We start from the raw sequence: 21,726 nt of genomic DNA, 5'->3' as shown, positions 1-21,726 counted from the left end.
GTTGCTTAGAGCCCGGAACGGCATGTTGGTTTTACGTGATTCTATGTTTTCATGTATTTGCCGGTCAAGTGGTCTGGTGAAAACTGGGTTCTGATCGAAGGACGGTGGGCAGACACTTTACCTGATCCCTCCCTGCCGCCACACACTGCTCCGCAGAACCTGCATTCTCTGCCGCGGTTGTCGTGACTGTTTGATAGGCACAACGATTTAGTGATTCTGTGATTGAATCACAGAATGTGTGATTCAGTGATGTCGAAAACCGTCCGTGTATCCGACGACCTGTACGGGGCACTCGACGAGTACCGGGAGAAAAACCAGACGTTTCAGGATGTCATCGAAGCCCTGGCGACCGAGGCAGGTCTGCTACCACGGCAGATCAACGATGCAGATGATCTGGAGAAGAAACTGCGGATGCAGTATGGGTATGCGGCCAGTGAGGTCCAGCAGGTGATGGATGCGCTCCGGTACGTGTACACCGGGCAGGAACAGGAGCAGTCGATCGGTGTTCCGCACGCAGCCGCGGACGAGCGGTACGGTGACGAGATTGACGCATTGAAGCGGTTGAATCTTGTGAAGGAGAAACACTATACGGGTAAGTACGACTACGGGTACCGGACTACGAAGCTGGGGGAGAAGATCGGATCTGAGCTTATGCGGACGTTGCTGGATGACCGTGCTAACGAGATCCAGGATGTTTTCGACAGGTTTGATGATACGTTGCTGAGTGTTTTGATCAATTTCGGGTTTGAGAAGACGGATTCTGGGCATCTGAGTGATAGGGGTGCCGCGTTGAACCGGAGTTACGGTCCTGAACTGTGGGATATCGATGAATTGGGTGGCCAGTATACGGAGCTGAAGCAGACATTGGGGGAGGTAGGTGTTGCTGCCCGGTATCACGTGGATACTGGGAGAACGGTGCTTCCACCAGAGTTCAGCGAGTTCCTGTCGCAGCATGCGGATACCGAGCTTAGTTCGGTTCTGCGGAAGATCGAGGTGTTCCAGGTGTTGCTGAACTATACCCGGGAGGAGTTGGAGACGCGGGATGACATCGTGAAGCAGCTTGATACTGCGTCGGAGCGTGATTTTGAGGAGATGGTTGAGTCGTTCTATGATCAAGGGTTGACATCACGGTATATCTCGGATAAGGAGACGCCGCTGTTGATTAAGGATAGTGATGGTGTCCGTGAACGGATCGAGCGTGAGATGAAGCAGGAGCTCGATCTCAACTGAGACTGGTTTTCTGGACGAAACACTGCCCACGATCGATTCCTGTTCTTCCGGCCACCCTGCTGTGGGTACTCAGTTGGTACTGATATAGCGGTTCGAGCGGTAGACCTATCTTGTTACAGGAATTACTTCTGAAGCATATAGTCGAGGTTTGCAACCATTCGTGTTCAACCAGAAACCCACCAGAACACAGATAGCCGTTATTGCAGTGACCGCGATGCTGGTCCTTGCCGGGTGCAGTACCGGCACTACGGGGACCGGGATCGAATCCGACGCAGAACCACAGGAACCAACCACGACAACGGTCTCGACCGAAACAGAGACAGACGGGGGTGGATCCGACGAAACCTTCGATCCCGATTATGGGCCAGAGACCGGACAGAATCTCACGGAGTATGGGAACGAACGTGGTGTTGGAACGGCCGGTTTGAACGAGACTGAGCAGCAGCGCGTTCAGGAGTTGGTGACCGGGTTCTACGATAATCTGGATGAGACGGTGGAGAACGATTCAAAGCGGCGTGCTGTGGTTCTCGAGAGCGCGGAGAAACTCTGTGAGAAGGATCGGACGTTTGAGAACGAACTCAATAGGTCGATGCTCAAGGAGGGCGGGGATGCGACGGGTGATGCGGTGCGGCGAGCGGATTACGCGGCGCAGATCGCGAACGAGTTCAATAGTGATGTCCCGGTGGATCCGCTTGGCGATATCCGGGATGGCACTAGTGAAGTGACGAAATATGCGCCGTTGATCGGGAGCTACAACCAGATGAGTGATAAGGCGTGTGCCGCCTCCGAGCTGCAAACGGAGGATGCTGCGTCCGAGGAGCAAATGGAGGAAGCGATCCAGGAGTACCAGATCGCTACAGTGATGTTCGGTGTGGATGCGATGCTGATCTCGACGGGTGCGTTCTACCAGCCGGCGTTTGTCAGTACGCGGTTTGCGGCGAACAAGGCGAGTCAACTCGGGTTGTACCGGTTGCGGTATGTATGTGGGAATCGGTGCTGGGCGTTGGCGATGAGTGAGGTCCACGTATGGGTCCGGGGGTCGATGCTGACCGGGACATCAGCGCTGCTTCGGCAGGCCGGGGAGATGGGTGCAGACCTGAACCAGGAGGACCTGGAAGCGATAGCGGATGAACACGATACGGACGTGGACAAGATGCTGGAAAACGTGGATTCGTCGACGGCATCCGACGTGCTTGATTCGGTGACCGATGATGCTGTGAAGTGTCGTGACGCTGTGCTCGAGTCAGATGACGAGGGCAGCGGTGGTGATGGGTTCTTTGGCGGTGACGGGATCGATACCGGGGATGTCGTTGAGAAGGGGGAGGAGGCGCTGAACAAGTCAGCGCAGGCGGTTGAGGACTGTCGTAACGGAGGCGAGTAAACGTATGGACATAGATGGTGAGGCACAGGCCTATGAGCGTGACTTGCTACAAGAACAAGAAGAGTACACGTCCGAACATTCGAATAATGAACTTGTCAACCACTTGCTGGCTGGAATCTCGCGTCTAGATACTGCTGTTTCCACGGTGAATCGGCGGTACTCGTCGTATATTGATTCTCGCCATGAGTTCCAGGATATTTTCGTGATTAAGGGCGTAAATGCGTTGGAATCACTGTATATCTCCGTTAAGCATCGGCGCTATGATTCGGCGTATCGGGATGTCCGGTATTTGATGGAGACGTATCTCTTGGTGAAACACCTGAACGAACACAAGATTGAGGCATCACAGATCCATTCACGGCAGATGGTGGAAGTCCGGGATGAAGTCGAGGATATGTCGTTGTTGAGTCGGCATCGCGTGGTGTCGGTTGACCGGTTCTATGAGATGATCCGGGAGGAAAAGCAGAATTACAAGGAATTTGATGACGGTTTACAGACGTTTAACTTTCTCAGTAATCGTAGCGCGCATCCGCACCGGATCGTTGGTGCGCGTCTAGACGGTGAGCATGTAGAAGACGAGGAGCGGCAGGTTCTGGAGTGGGGGTTGGATTTACTGACTGGACTGTGCATAGAGTACGCGAAGTTGTATGCTGATACGCCTGCGTTCACCGTTGTGCGTGATCTGTTGAGGCCGTTGTTTGATGCTCTTGAGGAAGTGCATGAGCCGCAGAATTTTCTGGAGCTTTCGTTATCCGACCCCATTTTCTCTAGTCACGGAAAAGAAGGGGAATAGGTGTAGCTTGTAGGAAGTGTGAACTCCGTGGTCAACACGGGGATGGTATAAAAAGTTCAGGTGTGAGAACGTTCTCAGTGGTGTCGCGAGTCTACACTACAGCCGATACACAGCAAACCGCCAAGAGACTAAAAACGTCAAACCGCTGTACGCGAAACGGAAAGCACGACAAACGGCTGACCCAGCATTAGTCCAGACCCGGAACAGATCCCACCCCTCTAACTCATAATTCCTCGACAGAGAAGTTGACCACATCCGTTCTACAAGAGAACGATCCATCTGTCTCTGACTCTTCTAGTTCATAGCCCCATGTAACGGTCGGCGCCACCTCAAACAGGACCACTGCTCCTTCTTCAGCCGAAAACCCGGCTTCAATCCATCCCGGATTCAGAAGATCTCCATAGAATTCATCGTAAATGGCCTCCCCTGGTTCAGCAGTATCGTTATGGTCTAAGTCGATCGCGGCATTCACAACGCGAGTTACCAGTCTCCGAGCAATCAACCCCAGACCGAGTCCTCTCTTGAGTGCCATCGAAATAGCGGTCGAGATAATAAACTCTGCAAGTTTATCGGTGCCTCTTCTTCTCCCTCCTGTCCCGATTCTAATCGTGTTGAGGTGGACAGGATCATTTCCGATGGGTTCCTGTCGTTCGTAGTCCACAACCTGTACAGCCTTGTCTACAGAGGCCATTCCGTTGCCCGAAGCGGGTCTAGTAAGAGAAAGTCTCGCTTCTGGACGGATTTCAGCGATGAGTTTGTAGTTACTGGCTCGGTAGCTTTCCACGCAGCTTGATATGCGGCTGGTGCCGATCCAGATGCCTGTCCAGTTCCGGTGTGAGCGGTATAGAAGCCCAGCTTGTTGAGCCGTTGGAGGATGGCTTCGCACTCTTCCCGGTACTCCTTTTTCAGCTCAGTATCATCGTCGGTCAGGTCCGCGGTCACGATTTCCCGGTATCGGCCTGCGTAGTTTTCTAGTTCCTCGAGGAAGTCGCGGGCCTGTCCAGGGCTTGCCAGCCGTGACTTGATATCACGGCGACCGATCTGCTTCAACCGGAACGCTTCCAGCATGTTACTGCGGGCATCCGTCACGGTCTCGAACGATTTCTCGGTGGCAGCCAGGTAATGGGCAAGGAAGTCTTCAACGGCGTCTGCGTCACCGCCAAACATCTGGACCACGTTCTCCCAGCGAGCGATCTGCTTGTCGCTGTCGGACTCGCCCTGGAACCGGCCGACGATCCGTGCCCGCACCTTGTCCATACTGGAGAGCTCAACACCACGGTCGTTCAGCGACTGGAAGACCTCGATCCGGAGTTCCTGGTTATCAGTCTGGAAGATGCACTCGGAGACGCGGAGGGACCGCAGCGTGAAATGTGCGAGATTGAGCAGGGCCCTGACTTCCTTCTCGGGAGTGTCGAACTCCTCCCGGTCGGCGAACGCGGCAACCTTCTCATCGTAGTATTCATCGGTCCGCACGAGCCGCCGGTGGGAATCACCGAAGTACCGGAACGATTCCAGCAGATCGGTGTCTGCCAGTTCCTCGTCCTCTTCGGGGATACCGACCTCGTCGAAGAGATCGCGGAGGCGGATAGCGTTCTGTTTGCGGCCGTCGTACTGGTCCATCTCCTTCAGGGTCTGGACCTTTTTCTCCGGGTCCTGAAACAGCAGCTCGTAGATACTGTCGTCGTGGTCGTTGAGCTCCAGGAACGGTGTTTCGGTCGGACCTTTCCGCCGGTACAGCAATTCGTCAAGGTATTCCTCGCAGATATGTTCGGCGTACGCTTGGAGCTGGCCGTCAACTTTCGTCTGCTTCTCTTCGAGGTGGTCCTTGATGTTCTTCAGAAGGATGGAAACCGTGGAGAGGCGTTGCTGGCCGTCGATGATCTCGTAGTCACGTGCGCTGTGCGGCGGCTGTTTATAAGGAACTCGCCGCTGGCTGTCGGATGTGGATCGTTCGGAAAACGGATGGGAGCTGCAGGATTCAATCCAAAAATGGCCTCGTTTAGAGCCAATGAGGTAGAACTGTATAGAATCTCAATAGTAATGGTCAGGGATGATACTTAATTGACTGTCTTGAGGTTGTGGCTGCGCGCGCAGCGACGGTCTCGTGAGCGGAGCGAACGAGAACTAGGAAGACGAACGTAGTGAGTCTTCCCGAGCGAGCACGGAGCGGAGGGTGGGGAGGTGGGGTCTGGGTCGGTCTGGCACGTACAAAAAGAAGGCCGCGTTAGCCGGTTACTCCCACCATCGACCGCGTTCAGGGAACTGAATCGTGCTCCAGCCGGTGACGGCCAGTGAGACACGTCCCACGTACCAGTTCCGTGCCGCCCCATGAATGCGCACTCGTTCGCCTTCCTCGATCCACGGCGCGCCTGACTTCTCCCAGATCGTCACTCGAGTTTGGCCACTGTCGTCTGCGATGAGCCCGACTTGAGCGATGCTTGGATGCGATGGATCCCAGAGTGTCTCGACACGCCCCTCGATGCTCACCTTCTGTCGGCTCACATCCTCGAGTTTCCCGATCGGTACGATCTGTCCTGGCGCTGTCTGCAACTCCTCGAACACGCTGACGACCGCACTCGTGAGATCCTGTCCGTCGACGACCGCCTCGGCTAGCTGCCGACTGATCGCCGCTCGAGACCAGCCATCGAGCCGTTCGGCCAACCGCATCGACTGCTCGTTCACAGCCGCCAGTTGCGATTGTGTGAGGCTCGTCCGGGGATCCGGCCGTTCTGGATCCGCCATCGGCTCCACGCTCGCTGCCCGCTTCTGGAACCGTTTACGCCGCTCCGCACTTCGTTGTGCAGCAATGTCTCGTGCCCGCTTCGCTCGTCCCTGCTGTTGTCCGAACTCGGCTTGTGCACTGATCCGCTCGAGTTCTGCTTCTCGAGCTTGAATCCGCTCTTCCTGCTCGAGGGTGACACCGTGAATCCGGTCGTCGTTTGTATCGACGATACCGTCCGGATGGTTTGCATCCACCTTTGCTTGGACCTCTTGCTTGACCGTTGCCCCGAATTCTGGCGTCTCGTCGACGACCGGGAAGCTGTCGTCATCGACTTCCTGCTCGTCCGCCTGTTTGAGTGCCTGTTCATCGACCGTAACGACCTTGCTACTCGAGTTGTTACTAGACATTGGAATCGGCCTGATTCCGAAGGCGCTCACGCGCCTGCCACCGCGATGCTGCTACATCGCGGTTTTCCGACGACACCGACCGACTAGAACCATCTGCGCGCTCTCGCTCGCGCCTTCGCGAGCGCCCTCCTGGGCGCGAGCGAGAGCGCGCCTGACTGAGGTGTTCCAACCAGTACCGCGCGCCGTCCGCCCGGAGCGAGCGGCCAGCACACAAGCCGGTTTCGAGTCCGTCGAGCGAGCGACGTCAGGAGCGAGAGAGACGCAACCGAAAGCGCGCTTGGTGCTGGCGCCGAGGGCACATGCATTTTAGCCCGGCAGCCCGCCCGCGACTGCAGGCAGGCAGCCCGGAATGGTCGGTCGCGAGCGACGCGGAGGTCTCGTGAGCGAAGCGAACGAGACGTCGGTGAGCTTTGCTCACCAGAAGGCGGCAGCGGCGAGCGGGACGGGCCGTAGAGAAACACCGTCTATCCGGATCGATGCTCGGAGAGACAACCGATGATTAGCGGACTCAGAAAGGGATAGATCTGCTCTCCCGACCTCTCGGCGCAAAACTCGGTGAACACCCCCTCCCTCGTAAGCACTGCAGGCACGATGAGCACAGCGGTGGTCGTGGGATGCCGAGCGGTCGGGGCTTTCAGGAGACGTGCTTCACTCGTCTTGCTGTGCGTTCAGCTCCCAAGGAACTTGTCCGCCGTCGTCCCGATACGAATTCTGTTGATGTTGCGCGTCTCGACTCACAGGTTCCGATCAAGCCAGTCCAAGAATCGCTGGAAGTCCTTCATCCCTGCCTGTTCACCAATCTCTCTTAGTGTCCCTGTTGCGACTTCGTCATGACGTGGAACGGGAACTGTTCGAGCATCAGAATCGTGATCTGCAGGAGGTTCCCAGCGAAGAATAAAGTGGTCGCCGTTGATACGATCGACGTAGAATGGGCCGTGATTCACTAACACTTTCATTACGTCGTCGCCAGAATATGTCCGTCGAGCCATTTCAAGAAACGAACTCTACTGAAACTCGTCGGGGAGCGACTCGCCGGAGACGTTGTTCTCGGGATCAATGCCGATCTCTCGGAGTTCTTCTTCGCTGGGCTCTCTTCCCTCTCCCTTATAGCCAGCGACAGCCTCATCGAGGTTCTCGAGCGCTTCGATCCGGGTCGTCCCCTGACTGGATACGCCTGTTTCCTCGTCTTTTGCGACCCACCACTCACCTTCGTTGGTGAGCGTGATCGTAGTCCGGACCTCATGGTTACCGTTCCGATCGGTCTCGGTACTCATTGGTCGTGTGTATGGGTGGTGGATGGATAAGCATTCGGTCCTCTAAGCTCTTCGTAGACTGTTGCTGGCAGCTCGATCTCTTTCGATTTGACCTTCTCGTCGATCACCCAATAGCGCCGATCCCGCGTCGGACTCGGTTGGACCATCCCACCGGGTCAAGGTCACGGGTGGGTGACTGCTCATCCTAACCCCAAGTGTACGCCTTGCTAGTCTCGGCGCCGGGCGGAGCGTCACAGAAGGTACAGCCAACGAGGGTTCGTGCGTCACTCGGCCTACGCGTCGGCGTCACGGGCAGCCGTCCAGCCGCGATGGAAGACCGCCAGTTGAGTGATCGAATCAAAGGTGGTACCGCTCAGCTCGTGGACGAGGACTCGGCTCTCAGGAACAGGTGTGACGACATCCGTGTCGACGAGATCACTGACCAGATTGCGGGCCGTCGCGTCGTCGATGTCCGCCGTCACAACGCTGGCGGCATCACGATCTTGGGTGAGAAGCGCTTTCTCGAACTGTTCGTAGTCGGCACTTGTGTCGTTGCGAGGATTTGGATCAGGCATAGTGAATCGCGCTAGGCACGTGAGAGCGCGCCTCGCGCCTTATGGCGCCGACAGACTCATCGTTAGTAGCTGGTGGGATAGTGGGTCCCAAGCTTTGGGAGTCTTAACCAACAATTTGAGGTCACCCCCGGGAACGTTGGTTAAGACAAGTTCCCTACTGCAGAAGAGAACACAAATTCGGGATACCGGGATCTACCTCTGACGAGCGACTACCTATGCACAGTGACTTAGTCCCCACCATTGCGTTGCTCAGAATTGGTCGGTAAGTTGTTCATCGATCTTTCTCGGCGCCTGGTCGGTCTTAGTGGCTCTGTTGAAATATTCAGATAGTGATAGATTCATAACCCCCACATTCAGTACAGAGAAAGACTATACCGCTCCGATGGAGATTCGACAATGTGCTTGAACAACTACAGGCAAGCCCTCTCTTCAGTATTCGCCGGACGGTGTTCACTTACTCCCTCGCGCTTCTTATATCTCTCAGTGATCTGTGGCTCACCCATATTATCGGAATTAGCACACCAGAAGAACTCCTCACCCAAACGCTTATTCACGGAACTGGTTTCTATCTCGGTCTCACTCTCGTCGCCTTATTCAACATACCAGCTGAAACCCCAAACTGAACAACTCGCATACGTAGTTGCCGTTCAGTACAGGTGGAGGCGTTACCGCTGCGGTCGAAACGCAAGTGCTGCACCCGCGAGCGACCGAAGGGGGTGAGCGGCCTTTTTAGCGTAGATTTTTGCGCCGAGAGGTGAGTGAGCACAGCGAACGAACCCGAGGCGGAAAAAGGTACTTGCGCACACCTACCTAACGGTTGTTTCAGCAGTGATAGTGACGAATCAATAGGATTTCAACAGAGCCATTCAAACTGTTCAGACGAATATGGTTGACGCGGTACGTACTCTCATCGGGGTAGGTTTACTTGCTAGCTCTCTGTGGTGCGTTCACCGAGCGATTATTGCCGGAAGGCTCTACCGGTCGGTGTCAACGTCCGGAAACAGAAGCCCGTCAACGCTCGTCGATGGTGAGAAAGTCGCGATAAAGGGGACGGTGAATGTCAGAGATCTACCGCCACTAAGCGACTCTCTGTCGATCGATGAGGAAGAGTCCGTCGGTGCGTACGTGTGGCGGCTCAAGGAGTACCAGTCGTATAACTACAATCTTGATGCCGAAGAGTCTGGAGCGGATATGCAGATGATTACGTATGCATCCGGGATTGAGTCCGGGACGTTTACCGTTGACGACGGTCGGCGCGAGATTCGGATCGACACAGACTGGTTGACTGAGACCCACGACAGCGCCGACATCACAACAGTGTCTCCTGATTGGACGGTATCGACCGGGCTGTCGAAGCGTAGTTGGAGATCGACGTACATCCAGCTGGATGAACATTGGACTGTCAACCCCATTCCCATTATGGAGTACATCTTCGATGCGGACGCACCCGAAGAGATTCCCGACGACGAGTTTTTTGAGGCGAGAGTCATTCTTGACGGCGAGATGCTGGCGGTCTGCGGAGAAGTTTCCATGGAGCAAGGTACTCCCGTGCTCCAGGGAAGTGACAAAGAACCGCTGGTGCTTTCCGATCAAGGGTTTGATGAATTCAGCCGTAGTCTTCCCTACCAGATTCTGAAGTATGGACTGGTAGCGGGCGGAACTGCGGCCATCGCCAGCCTCGCGCTAGCAAACGGACTGGGAATTGTGTGACGGTGTGGCAGATACAGGCGAAGGCGTTACCGCTGCGGTCGAAACGCAAGTGCTGCACCCGCGAGCGACCGAAGGGAGTGAGCGGCCTTTTTAGCGTAGATTTTTGCCCCGAGAGGTGAGTGAGCGCAGCGAACGAACCCGAGGCGGAAAAAGGTACTTGCGCATCTGTAGTGAGCGTGTGTTTCACGCTAGAATATATCTGAAAATAGGATTTCGACAGAGCCGTCTCGAGGAGTGCCTCATGCAGTTCGTCGACAAGAATTTGACCGCCATCCACGGCGCCACGTTCTGGGTGATGCCCCTAATCACGTACACCGAGTCGGGAACCGGATCATCGACATCGAGAGCGTGGTCGAACTCAGGGACATCTTGGGATCGGACTTGTCTGGTGTTATCGGTCGAGCACCTCAACATCGGGATCCGTACCAGTTGGATCAGCGACCGCTTTCGAACGCTCGAGTTCGCGACACTCTCGCTGGACCTGCTGTTCGAGAGCCTCTGTCCGACGACAGCGGACGATTTTTTCGTTGACGACATCATTGCCATCGATCGTGAAACGCTTGCCATGGTGGTCGATCTGCTCGAGCATCAGTACCTATCCTCCTGACCCGCGTCTCGAGCGTCCGCCTGCTGGTAGTCGTACCGGACCTCACAGTAGCCCGAGCAGAACCGGCCAGCGTATCCTGCCTGGTCATGACTGAGTACCGAACAGATCAGCATTCGACACGCGTTGCAGTTGGTCATCTGGCGATACCTCGGTTCAGGAACTGAGTCGTCTCCGCGTCTGGCAACGCTGTTGCTCCATCAGTTGTTCGCATGGATTGCTGCGGTGGGCTTCAGTCGGGCCCCGCACCCGTCCTGGGGGCGACAAACCATCTCGAGCGAAAAACGACGGGAGGGGGGAATTACGTTTGCCGTAGCACTCGGCAGGGCATGCCGAAACTCATCCGTGAGACGCCCGCAGTCCGCCTCCACCGTTGTGAGCGACTTGAGGTGCGTTACAACAAGACTCGAGACGAGAGGATTTGTTCAATTCGACCACGCGTATTATCCGAGAAAACGGCGTATTCGCACGAGGAAGGGATCATCCTCTGATAGTCGGCCGAACTAGCTACTCGTCGTTCGCGTCGAATCCATCGACGTACTGGTCTTCCCACTCGCGCCGGGCCTCGAGTTCGCGCTGGCCGCGGGAAGTAATCGTGTAGTAGTTCGTTCGTTTGTCGAGTGTGCCTTTCTCGACGAGGCCTTTATCGACGACCTCGTCAAGGTTGGGATACAGTCGGCCGTGATGAATCTCTGTCTCGTAGTAGTTCTCGAGTTCGTCTTTGATCGCAAGTCCGTGGGGTTCGTCTTGGCCGGCGATCGCATACAGGACATCACGCTGAAAGGCAGTCAAATCGTACATATCGAAATTATTGAGTATAGAGCTATAAGCGTTCCGAGAACTGGTGAAAGAAAACGCGATTCAAGGACAGCATGTGTATAATAAACAAGCCTTAGATCCTGACAAAACCATAGCGGACGACTCGCTCATTCGATGTCGAGCGCTGTCTCGAGCTCGTCTTCGAGATCGCCCATGGTCTGTGGGCCAAGTCGAATCTCAACACCGGCCTCAGTGAGAATCTCTTTCATCTCCCAGCGGGTGACATCAGCCCGCTCTGCAGCCTTCCCTAGGGAGATTTCACCGAGCACATAGAGTCCAATCGTGGTCGCGAACTCCTCAGTGTGATCGGCAGGGGGATTGTGGCGATCAGTTGCCATGGGTGCGAGGTGAATACTCGAGTAGCAGCGTCATTAGTGTATCCTCGTCTGGCATCGTCGAATGCAGTTCTGCTTAAATTTCTGCATAGCGATTGATCAGGACACCTGATGCGCCACATCTCGCGCAGTCGATCGGTGATCCAGTCGAACCGAGCGTCGCTGGAATCGGATCATGTCGACACTCCTCGAGCGGTTCATCTAACTATACAATGCCATGGTCATCTGTCTGGTTGGTTGCAGCCATCGTTGAACTCCTCACCCCTCCGGGAGTCGATAAACCCGTCAGAGTGCTTTGGAACGTACTTCAGTTATCATCCCCGACGAACCGCCGTACACGGCCCCAGATCGAGTCTCCTTCACCAGCACCCGCCTATCCACCTCGGGGGACGAAGCCTGCTCACGACGCTCGAGTGCCTCCTGACAGTCTCAGAGTGATTCGTTGGTCGTTTCGAGTTCGTGGACGGTCGGTCAATGGACGAGACGGCCCGCGTTCGCGTGGTCGCCTGTGTACTACTATGCACGCGAGTGCGGTTTGGGTGGGTGTCCGAGCGCGGATATCCTGGGTAGTTCGAGAGAGCACATCTCTTTCGGCATCCAAACATCGAACAGTTCCGGAGACAGCAACCACAAGCATGTCGAGGGCTTTCATCGTTCGTTATCGAGTGTGGCGTCACCACCTGACCCGCCGGCGAGACCGCTGAAAAATGAGCTGCTACGCTCGCTTTAGTACGCGAGTTGGTCGACGGTCGTCCCGGCTGCCGTCTGCATCGTCGCCGTGTCACCATTGTCGTTCCATATCTCGGTCCCGTAGCCCATGTAGCGGTCGTCGCCGTCGTTGGTCCCACTACCAGTATGAACGTATACCGAATCACCGGCGCTGAGCGTGAGCTCCGCAAACATGTGGCTATAACCCGCCTCGTCGGCGAGCGTGAACCCGTCGAGGTCGACCGAACTACTGCCGGTATTGGTAATCTTCACACGCTCGTCGTTGAGGGAACTCGCTTCCGCGTTGACCCAATCGATAGTGAGTGCACTTGCGTCCCCACCCGACGACTCGTCCTCGCCAGAGCCGGCGTCGTTCGGCGACCGACACGACCAGGCGTTTCGCTCGGCGGACTGAGCCGCCGATTCGGCGCTGTAGAACGAATCGCTCTGGGAGAACGTACTGTCGTAGACCCGGGCGTGGCCCTGCTCCACAAGATCGTAGTTGAAGTTCGAACCATCGACCTGTACGTACGCGAGCAGACGACCGTAGTCACCGCGTCGGTCCGCCTGGCTGTCGAATTGCAGCGTGACCGTTTGGCCAGCGAGTTGGTCAGTCGCGTACGCACTTGCGTTCTCACCCGCAGCTTGCAGGCACTCACGGCCCGCCTGCGTGTCCGGCACGCCCTCGAATTCGCCGGGCGAGACCGATCCGTACGTTTCCGGTGTGTCGACACCCAGTAGTCGAACGGTATCGGTCGAACCATTCTGGTATTCGATGTCGATTGTGTCCCCATCGACGACGTTTGTTACCGTCACCGTCGTCGACTCGCTGATCGAGGTCGTCGTCTCGACCGACGGCGCCGTGATCGCCCCCGCCGAGGCTGTCATTCCAGTTGCAACGAGCGCTACGATCATGACCGCTGTCAGGAGTTTCTGTCGAACCACACTCACTGACCCGATTACAATCGTAATTAAGTTATGTAATATTTATATTTACTAATATATAAGAATAGTAGTCGTAACTGCAGTACCCACAGACAGCGCCGGTATGGTATTCGGCGACGTAGGGGCCGCGATGCATTCGCCAGACGGTCGCCCGACACTCAGTGCAAGCGGCCTGCTCGAGATCAGTTGAGGGTGGCTCTCGACTCGATATGTAACCCCTCGTCCTGAGATGTCATCTCAGGCCAGATTCCGTAGGATTTCCAGAACTCACGGACTCGAGCACGTCAGAGTCTTTCAGAGAATACTCCTGCTGTACCGTATTTTGCACTCTGAGAACCAGAGTTGCAGTCGTCCCGATACAGACTCTCTCGAACGCCGCTATTCCAAGAGATCCTCAATGAAGCGGAAGCCGTTCACGTACGTGACTGAATCACCGTAACCCTCACTGGTGAACACGCTCTCAGTTCCTTCACCGGCAAGGATATCGGTCGTATAGATATAGGCATGATCTGCTGCCCCCTCAACGAACGCCTGGGCAGCAACCCCAGCAAGCGCTGGATCCGCGCGTTCAATCTCGTCAGCAGGGCGCTCATCAGCATTCGCGATGTATCGCTGGACACCGTCCATCGCTCGTGATACCAGCGCGTTCGTATACTTCAATGGTTCTGCAACTCGCGCCCATCCCTCGTCGATTGCCGTGTTGATCGGCGGATTCTCTACATCAGGATCGCTGACGGTCAGTTCATCGTAGACGCGTTCGGGAAGGACGAATATAATATCGTTTCGGCGAGCGAACGTTTTGACCACTCGATACCGGCGATTCGAAGGTTGCCCCATCGCTGCGAACAGACCGGTATCCGCGATATGGATGGCGCTCACGCGTCGTCGCCGGCGATGTCCCGGTCGACACCCTCGATATCCGCGACCGACACGCCTGCCTCCTCAATGTCGAAGTGCTCGTTGACGACGGGTCGAAGCGCCTGGAGGATGATCTCGGCCGCAAGTGCGGAGATATCGAGATCTCGGGCCATCAGCCGGTGGGTGACCTCTCCGCGCTCCCGGTCGACGGTGTAGGTGAGCGCCGTCGCGAGGCCAGCAATTCCATGCCGGTCGATGTACGTGTCGATGTCGCCGTCAGTGGCCCGCCGTCCAACGGCGTCGATGAGCGCCGGTGTGATCGTGTATTCGCGAGCACCATCGGCGGCCGTGACGGTCAGATCGATGTCGCGAGCAACGTACGTCCGAGGTTGTTCGTCGGTTGTCACCTCGAGGACGCCGGCGTCGACCAACCGGTTGACGTAGGCGTAGGCCGTGCCCTGCGCGAGGTCGAGGCCGTCCATCAGTTCCTGGACGGTTGCTTCCTCCTCTCGGGTGATATACGCGTACAGTTGAGCGAGCTGTGGCTCCTCGAGGAGATCCGCAACCGAGAGGAAGTCACGGATGACATCTCCGTTAGTTCGGTTTGATGTGCGTGACATGGGCTATTAGGTATTTACAGTTTACAGAGAATCAGTAAAGTGTCTTTGGGTCAGTCTATCTGGACTTGGAATTGGCGACGAGATACGTATCGAGATCTCGTGTGCCGTCCCGGTCTTGGGATACCAGTTCGTTCTTGAAGCGTTCGTGATCGCACAATGCATCGTACTCTCTGTCAGACCAGTCATGGGAGTTTGGCTCTGGGTACACTTACCTGTGTGTCTCGGTCCGTATAGCGTTGATAAAACCTCTTGTAGAGCGGTCCTCGGTGGGATCGGTGCCGAGGAAAAGGAAATAACGCTACTCAGTTGTTAACCAACACTCGGCGCCATAAGGGGCGGATGTTGGTTAAGCAGTCACTTTTGTCGCATCTCGCACTGCAACTGATGGCAGGCCTTCACCGCGAATGTATCGGGTTCGTCGACGGGCGCATTGTGGCTCTGGTTCGTTGCGAGCGAGAATAACCGCGAGAGGCGATTCACCAACTCCTCGCGGACGTCCTGACGACTGATCATCTGTTCATGCCACCCGAGTCGTTCGTCATGGTGGCGCTTTTGGAACGTCTCGCCGACGTCATCAACTGCTATGAACTGTGTCCACTTCATGCCCCAGACATTCGAAGAGACGTACTCGGCACCGACATCCGCGTGGGTGAGTTCGACGAGGACGCACTCGACGAACGAGATGATTGATTCGCCATTTCGGGTATTCGGGACGGACAGGCGAAGATCCGACCAAGACAATGTCGACACATCATGATGGGTTGGTGCTCGGCCGATACCACGGTCTCGCTGGTACTGTCGCTCAGAATGCATACGTTGTTCCGGGGCATCTCGAAACCCCATCACCCCTATCAGGGACGAAAAACGCTACGCCGCGGTCTCGGCGTTACTTTGATCCTTTCCTGAACAATCGTTTTGTCCGGCCCCACACAGACGTTGTCTCGGACTCATCCTCGTCCGCACCACCATCCACGGCATTCGTTTCGCGGGACCGGTCTGTCTCTTGATCATGGTCTACAAGTTCTGCCGTGAGCCGCTCGATTTCTGCTTCGAGTGTGTCGATACGCTCGTTTTTCCGCTCGAGCGCAGCCTCGAGTTCGTCCACACGGTTGGTCAACAGTCGGTTTTTCTCGACCAGATATGCATGATTCTGTACTGATTCGTCACCACTACTAGTAGTCGACGTCTTGCTCTGACTGGAACTCGCATCATTCGAGTCCTCTCGAGCGTCCGGATCATAGAAGTCGGAGGTGTTCTCAATTGCTCGTTCAATGGTTTTCTCGCCATATGTCGACCCATCGGCGTAGTGCACGTCGTCCCACTTCTCCCGGAGCAGTCCAGACTGCCGGAAGAGTCGATCCATTCGTGTCTGGTCGCCGCCGGTCCAGAACGCCAGCAGACAGCACAGCGCCATATCGGCTTCCGATTGGCTTTCGTACCCGGCGATATTCCCGTTCCAGAGCCGCTCGAACTTTGATCCGTTTGACGCATGTCGGGCCTTCTCGAGCAGCTCCTCGTCCTCGAGGTCAACGTCGGTATCGACTGCTGTGCCCGTCGAAGCCTGCTCGTCAGTCACCTCATGTTGGCCTGATTCGGATTTCTGCTCGCTCTCACTGTCTTGGACGTATTCACGATGAATCGCCTCGAGTGCATCCTGCCGACGAGCAACACGACTGGGCATCTCCTCGAGGGTGTCTCCGGTCATAGTGAAAAACCGGGCTGTGTCGTACAGTTCAATGCTTCCACGTCGATTTCGGCCGTCCGGGAGCTCACCCTCGATGAGCACATGGAAGCCAGTTCCCGACGGAGAAATCTCCGTATAGGAATCAAGCCGCTCGATAATATCCTGTGCTACGTCGTCGACGGTCTCAGTCTCCGGATCTCGGCAGTCATCGAGATCCACACCAACGATAGGATCATCGTCAGTAAACACGAATCCGACGCCATCCGCATCTCTCGAATTGGCGTACTCGAGCGCCGTTTCGACTGACGTCCATGTGTCTGGATCCGTCGAAGACGCGAACTCACCACTCCCAGGTGTCACCGGAATCTTGGTTGGCTTCCCATCTCGAGACTCTTCTCGCCAACACACCCACTGATCGCGTTCTTGCAACTCCGCTGGCAGCGCTGTTCTATCAATTCGGATCTCAGATCTCATTGGTAATCCCCTCGAGGGGCACCCATCGGTGGACTCCGACAAACTATGTCAGTATCTCGAGAATTATTCCGATACTCGCTATGCCGCCCAAGTTGCCTGTCCCTGTATCGTTCTGCGGGTGGAACCCAGTGTATACTAGTTGGTTTTGGGAGGATTTTTTGCGTGGACACCCCTCTAGTCATGCGATTCTGCATGGACACCCCCGTCCACACAGTTTTCGCAGATAGTCGTTCTGCGTGGACAAACTGCGAAATCTCTCCATTATCTCGGTTTGAACGCCTCTCTCGAGAGATCTTCCATCCACTAATCCAGTCGAGGAAGATACTGTTCAAGGCCCATCGAGAGTGTGTGAGAGTTCTTAGATATTTCATTGGTCACGGAGTGCCTGTCCTTCTTGTGTTAGGGCCAGTCCGGTGTAGTACTGGATTCGCTCTCCGTCGACTCTCGAGCGATCAGTATCGAGATCTACGACCTTTCGTAACTTCCGGGTGAACCAGCCTTTCGTTGTTCCGTCAATATCATGCTGTGCAGTCCAGGTATCGTACGCCTGAAACACGTGATTCTGTGGGATTCTGGCGCCCTCAACATGTCTGACGTACATCGCTGCAAACGCTTCGACACCGTCTCCACTTGGATCGACATCAATCGATGCATCCGTTGTCGACGAAGCAGATTCCTCCAGTCTCGACAATGCATTCTCACCCTGCTCAGCAGCTGGGCCATCGGAGTGAGTCGATGTAACCGTTGATTCTGTCGGCCACAATTCCTCACGGTCTGGGTTTTCGGACAGTGGATACGTTTCACCACGCTGGAAGACTATGGGCCCATCACTAGGTGACAAAATCAACACGACGTAGCTGTCGCGTGAATAGTCCTCATTTGGGAGGTCAAGAGTAGGAATGAACGGCCGTTTGATCGGCGTCCACTCCTCCTCAAAGTCATCTCTCGAGTCGTAGACATGGTTTTCTCCACTCTCGTAGACAGTATACTGGCCGGTTTCTCGATCATGGCTATAGTAGGCTGGCACACTGTCTTTCGAGAGGGAGCCCGCATCTGGAACGCGGGCAAACGCTGTTTCACCGTCTGAAAGGACGATCTCACCGTTCCCTCGTGTCCAAACCGTCCGATTCGTCTCAGACGTCTTGGGCCGAACGGCAGTGACGCCACCGTGAGCGGTCGCACCACCACCGAAGGTCACGACCTCGTCGCAGTTATAGAACTGTTCAGTCCCATCGGCTCGCTCTTGCAGCGGTGGCGAGAGGATATTCTCGACTCGAGTCGCCCACTCTGTCTCGGAGTCACCTGGTCGAACGACGAAGATCGGAATCCGATCTGCTTCGTGGGCTCGCTTGAGATTCTGCAAGACCTTGACGGGTCGCTTTGGCGTCGTTGTCTCAGCCTCGATGTTAAACACGACGTCGTGATCTGGATGCGTCGCGATGGCGTCCGGTTGCTCGCTTCCGTCCTGCTCGAGAATTTCGACACTGAACCCACGCTCTGTAAGCGCTGTTTCCGTCTCGAGGAGAACTGCATCGTGTATAGAGCTACCGGCAGATCTGACAGTGCCTGTCTCTGGTTCAACCACTGTTTCTCCGTCGTCAGTGAGCCGAACTACGATATCGTCGTTCTGCAGCGTAACCTCGAGTAATTGGGATTCCTCACGAACGTCAGGCAAGTCTTCGGGTGTAACGTCGATCTCAGGCTCAGTATTCTCGAGACGGGCCGCGAGTTCCTCGTCGACGATAGTGACATCGACCCAGCCGTTTTCCGCCCGCACACTCTCTCGAATCTGAACTGCACGAACGGCTTCCGCCATCGTTTCCTCGACAATCTGCTTGGGGTTCGCTGCTTCGTTCGAATCACTATAGATGAGATCCTGCAGGATCTCAGCATCCGTCAACGGATCAGTCCCATATCGCTCGAGACTCTGTTCGATGATTCGATCGACAGCATCTGGTTCCCGAAGGGGCGGATATGGCGGAAACGTCCGGATCAAGACCGGTTCAGAGTAACGCCCGCCCGAGAGCGGGATCCGCGTCCAGACTTTGAACTGGTCGGTCGTGATGAGGTCCTCTGCCGTGTAGTCGCGGAAGCGTTTCATCAATAACTCGGCATCGTCGCTGTCGTTGACCGAGAACGTGAGGAGGTTATCACAGTTGTTCTGCATCGCTTTCAGCGTGTCCTCGTCAAACTGAGAGGGATACTGCGAAGCCAGGGTCACCGACAACCGCATCGATCGAGCACGGGCGAGCATCGACTCGATATCGAGATTGTCGCTCGCGATATCGTCGAACTCGTCACAGAGAACGAAGTAGGGGTCTGGATCGGTATCGAGTTCGTACGACCGCCGCTGAATCGCACTCCACAAATTCCGCATCACACCCAGCGTCACCATCTTCTTGATGTCCGTGTTCTCGACCGGCGTTCGAACGATGACGATTCGATCGTTCTCAATGATATCGCGGAAGTTGATCGTACTCTCCCGGTGAGCGATAATCCGACGAATCACTGAGTTCTCAACCCAGGACTTGATCCGTTTCAGAAGTGGTCGAACCGTCTCCTCTTCCATATTCGCAATCTCGAGACAGAATTCTCGGATATAGGGATCCTCGACGTCGAGTGCGAAATCCTCCCGTCGATCGGCATTCAGCAAGATGAAATACATATCGATGACCGAAAACGGCTGCTCGGATTTCATCATGGCTCGAGCCATTGACTCAGTGATTGCTTCCATGTTGATGCCCCAGTAATCGGAGGTGTCGAAGACCGCTTTCAGGTTCTCGACCCGGTTTTCAATCTCATTTTCGAGTTCCTCAGTCGTCTCGCAGTTAGGCACCTCGAGGAAATTCATTCCGACCGTATTCTCGTGGGTGGTCGACCCGGGCTCGATCCAGACCACGTCCTCGAGGCGATGCTTGGGGAGCATCCGGAGAAGTTCTCGAGAATCACGGCCCTTCGGATCGAAGTACGTGAAGCCGTACCCCGAATAGGCCCACTGCACCATCATATTCAAGAGTTGAGTCGTCTTTCCGTAGCCGGTCGTCCCTGCAATCCAGTTGTGCCGGAAGAGCGAGTCAAATCGGAGCGGAGCCTCGCGAAAGCCAGTCTGGGGATCCTCCGTATAGCCGACCCAGAGTGGGGACGGTGCGTCGTACATCCCAGCTTCAAACATTTCTCGGACGAATGGGCCTGCAACCGTCCCTTCGTCGGCCGTTTCCGTGAGGATCGGCTTGCCACCGACACGGGTCGTGTCTTGGTCGACGATCTGGTATTGTTCACCAGCGGCTGATTGCTGGTCAGACGACAATGGCGTGCTAGTCGTGGCATCTGTCTGGTCGTCACCGGATGCCTCGTCTCCTGATGTGTGCTCACTACGTTGGTTGCCACTCGAATTATCTCCACCGTGTCCGAAGAACCGATCAAATACCATCGTATCCCTCCCGATTGCGAGTAGGGCCATCAACGGGAACTGCTGCCTCGTCGGGCACACCGGATGTCTGACCACCAACCGGTGACTCCTCAGCATCGTATCGAGACCCATCCGATGGAAGCCGGTCACCACGCTGCGTGTACCGCCAGTCGATCTTCGGCGTCTCAATTTCCGCATTGGGGATATGTGCGACGCCGGCGAGTTCGTCGACGGTCATGATCATACGGCGATCGATCCACTCGCGGTCGCGCATTCGAGAGAGGAATTGTCTAAGTCGTTTGGCTCGTTTCCGCTCTTTGCGATGCCAAACTGGATTATCGTCGAGTCCCTGCTCAGTGATCGCGTTGTAGTACTTCCTGAACATCCCCGCAACGCCGCGGGCTCGAGCCTCAGCCTCGACCTGTTCACTCGAGGCCGCCAATACGCGAATATTCACGTGGAACGCCTGTTGCCCACGCTGCTGTTCGATCGTCTTTGCGGCCTGCTTGTCCTTCGCGCTTGCCGGTCGTGTTCGGGGACTCAGCCACCCTACGGATGTCCCCTGCCGGAGTGCATGAGCGAGTTCGTCGACGCTGTTGTGCTTGAATCTATCACCGTCGGTCCACGACTGCTTTGCAGGCCGGAAAATAACCTGTGTGACGACTGTACTCTCGTCGAGCGACAGCATTTCGCTCGTTATCTCGCCGTAGGGATCCGTCTCGAAGCCTTCGCTGTTGTGATGGCGAATCGGATAGTACGGAATTTTCTCCATCTCGAGCCACGCGCCGGCGACGTACTGGTCAGAATCAATGACCGGGAACGCATAGCCCTCTTCGACAGGGAAAATCTCACTGTTCGCGTAGTTGTTCCCGACCCGCCGGCGGAACTTGTCTGCGGCTGCCTCGGTAGCAGCATGCATATAGAACGAAATTTTCCCCTCATCGAACCAGACTTCGAACGAGTGATGATCACTCGTATTCTTCCCGCGGAAGTTCGTCGTCACGTCGTGGACTGATTGCAGAACGCCGGCCCCATCCACGACACCATTGTTCTCCTTGTAGGGGCGGATCCGAAGGAGCAGTCCTGGCGTATCTGCTTGCTGCTGGACGAACGATCCCTCCTCTCCAAACTCGAGTTGCGTCGCCTCGTACTGGGGCGACGAACCGAGCAGTTTCGTGAAACGGTTGAGCGTAGTCATG

Annotated in this window: 22 protein-coding genes and 1 pseudogene; 6 read left to right on the top strand and 17 right to left on the bottom strand. The window is 55.8% G+C overall.

Features of this window, described 5'->3' with window-relative positions:
• Positions 1-234 precede the first annotated feature (234 nt).
• The 3 genes from FEJ81_RS20940 to FEJ81_RS20930 all read left to right on the top strand — a co-directional run bounded on the left by FEJ81_RS20940 (position 235) and on the right by FEJ81_RS20930 (position 3,404).
• Positions 235-1,230, top strand: coding sequence for a hypothetical protein (locus FEJ81_RS20940; RefSeq protein ID WP_138247139.1), 996 nt, complete (start codon positions 235-237; stop codon positions 1,228-1,230).
• 160 nt (positions 1,231-1,390) lie between these two features.
• Entirely contained in the window at positions 1,391-2,611 is a 1,221-nt protein-coding gene (locus FEJ81_RS20935) for a hypothetical protein (protein WP_138247138.1), read from the top strand.
• Between the two features lie 4 nt (positions 2,612-2,615).
• Complete coding sequence (locus FEJ81_RS20930; protein ID WP_138247137.1) at positions 2,616-3,404, top strand: hypothetical protein; 789 nt, start codon at positions 2,616-2,618, stop codon at positions 3,402-3,404.
• Between the two features lie 223 nt (positions 3,405-3,627).
• On the opposite strand, the gene FEJ81_RS20925 is transcribed toward FEJ81_RS20930, so the two are convergent.
• Together FEJ81_RS20925 and FEJ81_RS20920 are read right to left on the bottom strand one after the other, a co-directional pair.
• Positions 3,628-4,095 (bottom strand): hypothetical protein, encoded by a 468-nt coding sequence (locus FEJ81_RS20925; protein WP_138247136.1) that lies wholly within the window; start codon positions 4,093-4,095, stop codon positions 3,628-3,630.
• Positions 4,083-5,243, bottom strand: a complete 1,161-nt coding sequence (locus FEJ81_RS20920) for a hypothetical protein (protein WP_324618343.1) — start codon at positions 5,241-5,243, stop codon at positions 4,083-4,085. Before FEJ81_RS20920 ends, FEJ81_RS20925 begins: the two co-directional genes overlap by 13 nt.
• Between FEJ81_RS20920 and FEJ81_RS23955 the strand changes: the two genes are divergently transcribed.
• A complete protein-coding gene (locus FEJ81_RS23955; protein WP_229504820.1) occupies positions 5,184-5,465 on the top strand; it encodes a hypothetical protein in 282 nt (93 codons plus the stop codon). The genes FEJ81_RS20920 and FEJ81_RS23955 overlap by 60 nt on opposite strands.
• A gap of 171 nt (positions 5,466-5,636) precedes the next feature.
• On the opposite strand, the gene FEJ81_RS20915 is transcribed toward FEJ81_RS23955, so the two are convergent.
• The 5 genes from FEJ81_RS20915 to FEJ81_RS20895 form a co-directional block, all read right to left on the bottom strand.
• A complete protein-coding gene (locus tag FEJ81_RS20915; RefSeq protein WP_138247134.1) occupies positions 5,637-6,533 on the bottom strand; it encodes an SOSS complex subunit B family protein in 897 nt (298 codons plus the stop codon).
• Between the two features lie 734 nt (positions 6,534-7,267).
• Entirely contained in the window at positions 7,268-7,489 is a 222-nt protein-coding gene (locus tag FEJ81_RS20905; RefSeq protein WP_324618342.1) for a type II toxin-antitoxin system HicA family toxin, read from the bottom strand.
• A gap of 48 nt (positions 7,490-7,537) precedes the next feature.
• Positions 7,538-7,807 (bottom strand): type II toxin-antitoxin system HicB family antitoxin, encoded by a 270-nt coding sequence (locus tag FEJ81_RS20900; RefSeq protein WP_175416523.1) that lies wholly within the window; start codon positions 7,805-7,807, stop codon positions 7,538-7,540.
• A 184-nt stretch (positions 7,808-7,991) separates the two neighbouring features.
• Complete coding sequence (locus tag FEJ81_RS24565; protein ID WP_463605664.1) at positions 7,992-8,096, bottom strand: DUF7558 family protein; 105 nt, start codon at positions 8,094-8,096, stop codon at positions 7,992-7,994.
• Positions 8,080-8,361: a hypothetical protein gene (locus FEJ81_RS20895; protein WP_138247132.1), complete on the bottom strand. Its 282-nt coding sequence runs from the start codon at positions 8,359-8,361 to the stop codon at positions 8,080-8,082. The genes FEJ81_RS24565 and FEJ81_RS20895 overlap by 17 nt, the downstream gene beginning before the upstream one ends.
• Positions 8,362-9,246: 885 nt before the next feature.
• Here FEJ81_RS20895 and FEJ81_RS20890 point away from each other — a divergent pair.
• On the top strand, positions 9,247-10,071 hold the full coding sequence (locus FEJ81_RS20890) for a hypothetical protein (RefSeq protein ID WP_138247131.1): 825 nt from the start codon (positions 9,247-9,249) through the stop codon (positions 10,069-10,071).
• A 241-nt stretch (positions 10,072-10,312) separates the two neighbouring features.
• Complete coding sequence (locus tag FEJ81_RS24455; RefSeq protein ID WP_175416522.1) at positions 10,313-10,678, top strand: hypothetical protein; 366 nt, start codon at positions 10,313-10,315, stop codon at positions 10,676-10,678.
• Between the two features lie 504 nt (positions 10,679-11,182).
• On the opposite strand, the gene FEJ81_RS20880 is transcribed toward FEJ81_RS24455, so the two are convergent.
• From FEJ81_RS20880 to FEJ81_RS20835, 10 genes and pseudogenes are all read right to left on the bottom strand, one after another.
• Positions 11,183-11,476 carry a PadR family transcriptional regulator gene (locus FEJ81_RS20880; protein ID WP_138247129.1) on the bottom strand — a complete coding sequence of 98 codons (294 nt, stop codon included), beginning with the start codon at positions 11,474-11,476 and terminating at the stop codon, positions 11,183-11,185.
• A gap of 125 nt (positions 11,477-11,601) precedes the next feature.
• Positions 11,602-11,832: a UPF0175 family protein gene (locus FEJ81_RS20875; RefSeq protein ID WP_138247128.1), complete on the bottom strand. Its 231-nt coding sequence runs from the start codon at positions 11,830-11,832 to the stop codon at positions 11,602-11,604.
• A gap of 723 nt (positions 11,833-12,555) precedes the next feature.
• Positions 12,556-13,425, bottom strand: coding sequence for a thermonuclease family protein (locus FEJ81_RS20870; protein WP_138247127.1), 870 nt, complete (start codon positions 13,423-13,425; stop codon positions 12,556-12,558).
• A 121-nt stretch (positions 13,426-13,546) separates the two neighbouring features.
• Positions 13,547-13,763, bottom strand: a pseudogene (locus tag FEJ81_RS23945) (DUF6610 family protein); the annotation flags it as partial.
• A gap of 97 nt (positions 13,764-13,860) precedes the next feature.
• Positions 13,861-14,361: a hypothetical protein gene (locus FEJ81_RS20860; RefSeq protein ID WP_138247126.1), complete on the bottom strand. Its 501-nt coding sequence runs from the start codon at positions 14,359-14,361 to the stop codon at positions 13,861-13,863.
• Positions 14,358-14,960, bottom strand: a complete 603-nt coding sequence (locus tag FEJ81_RS20855) for a winged helix-turn-helix domain-containing protein (protein ID WP_138247125.1) — start codon at positions 14,958-14,960, stop codon at positions 14,358-14,360. Before FEJ81_RS20855 ends, FEJ81_RS20860 begins: the two co-directional genes overlap by 4 nt.
• A gap of 354 nt (positions 14,961-15,314) precedes the next feature.
• Positions 15,315-15,773, bottom strand: a complete 459-nt coding sequence (locus FEJ81_RS20850; RefSeq protein ID WP_138247124.1) for a hypothetical protein — start codon at positions 15,771-15,773, stop codon at positions 15,315-15,317.
• 73 nt (positions 15,774-15,846) lie between these two features.
• Positions 15,847-17,118: a phage NrS-1 polymerase family protein gene (locus FEJ81_RS20845; protein WP_138247123.1), complete on the bottom strand. Its 1,272-nt coding sequence runs from the start codon at positions 17,116-17,118 to the stop codon at positions 15,847-15,849.
• Between the two features lie 367 nt (positions 17,119-17,485).
• Positions 17,486-20,548 carry a type IV secretory system conjugative DNA transfer family protein gene (locus FEJ81_RS20840; RefSeq protein WP_138247184.1) on the bottom strand — a complete coding sequence of 1,021 codons (3,063 nt, stop codon included), beginning with the start codon at positions 20,546-20,548 and terminating at the stop codon, positions 17,486-17,488.
• Entirely contained in the window at positions 20,538-21,725 is a 1,188-nt protein-coding gene (locus FEJ81_RS20835; RefSeq protein WP_138247122.1) for a hypothetical protein, read from the bottom strand. Before FEJ81_RS20835 ends, FEJ81_RS20840 begins: the two co-directional genes overlap by 11 nt.
• Between the last annotated feature and the right edge of the window lies 1 nt (position 21,726).

Origin of the sequence: Natrinema versiforme (genome assembly GCF_005576615.1) — an archaeon.
Taxonomy (GTDB): domain Archaea; phylum Halobacteriota; class Halobacteria; order Halobacteriales; family Natrialbaceae; genus Natrinema; species Natrinema versiforme_A.
The sequence above is the reverse complement of the archived record's forward strand: the minus strand, read 5'-3'. Positions and strand labels throughout refer to the sequence as shown.

What these genes read in the sequence shown, in the direction of transcription:
- FEJ81_RS20940 (WP_138247139.1), top strand. Translation starts at nt 235, where the DNA reads ATGTGTGATTCAGTGATGTCGAAAACCGTCCGTGTATCCGACGACCTG.
- FEJ81_RS20930 (WP_138247137.1), top strand. Translation starts at nt 2,616, where the DNA reads ATGGACATAGATGGTGAGGCACAGGCCTATGAGCGTGACTTGCTACAA.
- FEJ81_RS20925 (WP_138247136.1), bottom strand. Translation starts at nt 4,095, where the DNA reads ATGGCCTCTGTAGACAAGGCTGTACAGGTTGTGGACTACGAACGACAG.
- FEJ81_RS20915 (WP_138247134.1), bottom strand. Translation starts at nt 6,533, where the DNA reads ATGTCTAGTAACAACTCGAGTAGCAAGGTCGTTACGGTCGATGAACAG.
- FEJ81_RS20905 (WP_324618342.1), bottom strand. Translation starts at nt 7,489, where the DNA reads ATGAAAGTGTTAGTGAATCACGGCCCATTCTACGTCGATCGTATCAAC.
- FEJ81_RS20900 (WP_175416523.1), bottom strand. Translation starts at nt 7,807, where the DNA reads ATGAGTACCGAGACCGATCGGAACGGTAACCATGAGGTCCGGACTACG.
- FEJ81_RS20895 (WP_138247132.1), bottom strand. Translation starts at nt 8,361, where the DNA reads ATGCCTGATCCAAATCCTCGCAACGACACAAGTGCCGACTACGAACAG.
- FEJ81_RS20890 (WP_138247131.1), top strand. Translation starts at nt 9,247, where the DNA reads ATGGTTGACGCGGTACGTACTCTCATCGGGGTAGGTTTACTTGCTAGC.
- FEJ81_RS24455 (WP_175416522.1), top strand. Translation starts at nt 10,313, where the DNA reads ATGCAGTTCGTCGACAAGAATTTGACCGCCATCCACGGCGCCACGTTC.
- FEJ81_RS20880 (WP_138247129.1), bottom strand. Translation starts at nt 11,476, where the DNA reads ATGTACGATTTGACTGCCTTTCAGCGTGATGTCCTGTATGCGATCGCC.
- FEJ81_RS20875 (WP_138247128.1), bottom strand. Translation starts at nt 11,832, where the DNA reads ATGGCAACTGATCGCCACAATCCCCCTGCCGATCACACTGAGGAGTTC.
- FEJ81_RS20870 (WP_138247127.1), bottom strand. Translation starts at nt 13,425, where the DNA reads ATGACAGCCTCGGCGGGGGCGATCACGGCGCCGTCGGTCGAGACGACG.
- FEJ81_RS20855 (WP_138247125.1), bottom strand. Translation starts at nt 14,960, where the DNA reads ATGTCACGCACATCAAACCGAACTAACGGAGATGTCATCCGTGACTTC.
- FEJ81_RS20850 (WP_138247124.1), bottom strand. Translation starts at nt 15,773, where the DNA reads ATGCATTCTGAGCGACAGTACCAGCGAGACCGTGGTATCGGCCGAGCA.
- FEJ81_RS20845 (WP_138247123.1), bottom strand. Translation starts at nt 17,118, where the DNA reads ATGAGATCTGAGATCCGAATTGATAGAACAGCGCTGCCAGCGGAGTTG.
- FEJ81_RS20840 (WP_138247184.1), bottom strand. Translation starts at nt 20,548, where the DNA reads ATGGTATTTGATCGGTTCTTCGGACACGGTGGAGATAATTCGAGTGGC.
- FEJ81_RS20835 (WP_138247122.1), bottom strand. Translation starts at nt 21,725, where the DNA reads ATGACTACGCTCAACCGTTTCACGAAACTGCTCGGTTCGTCGCCCCAG.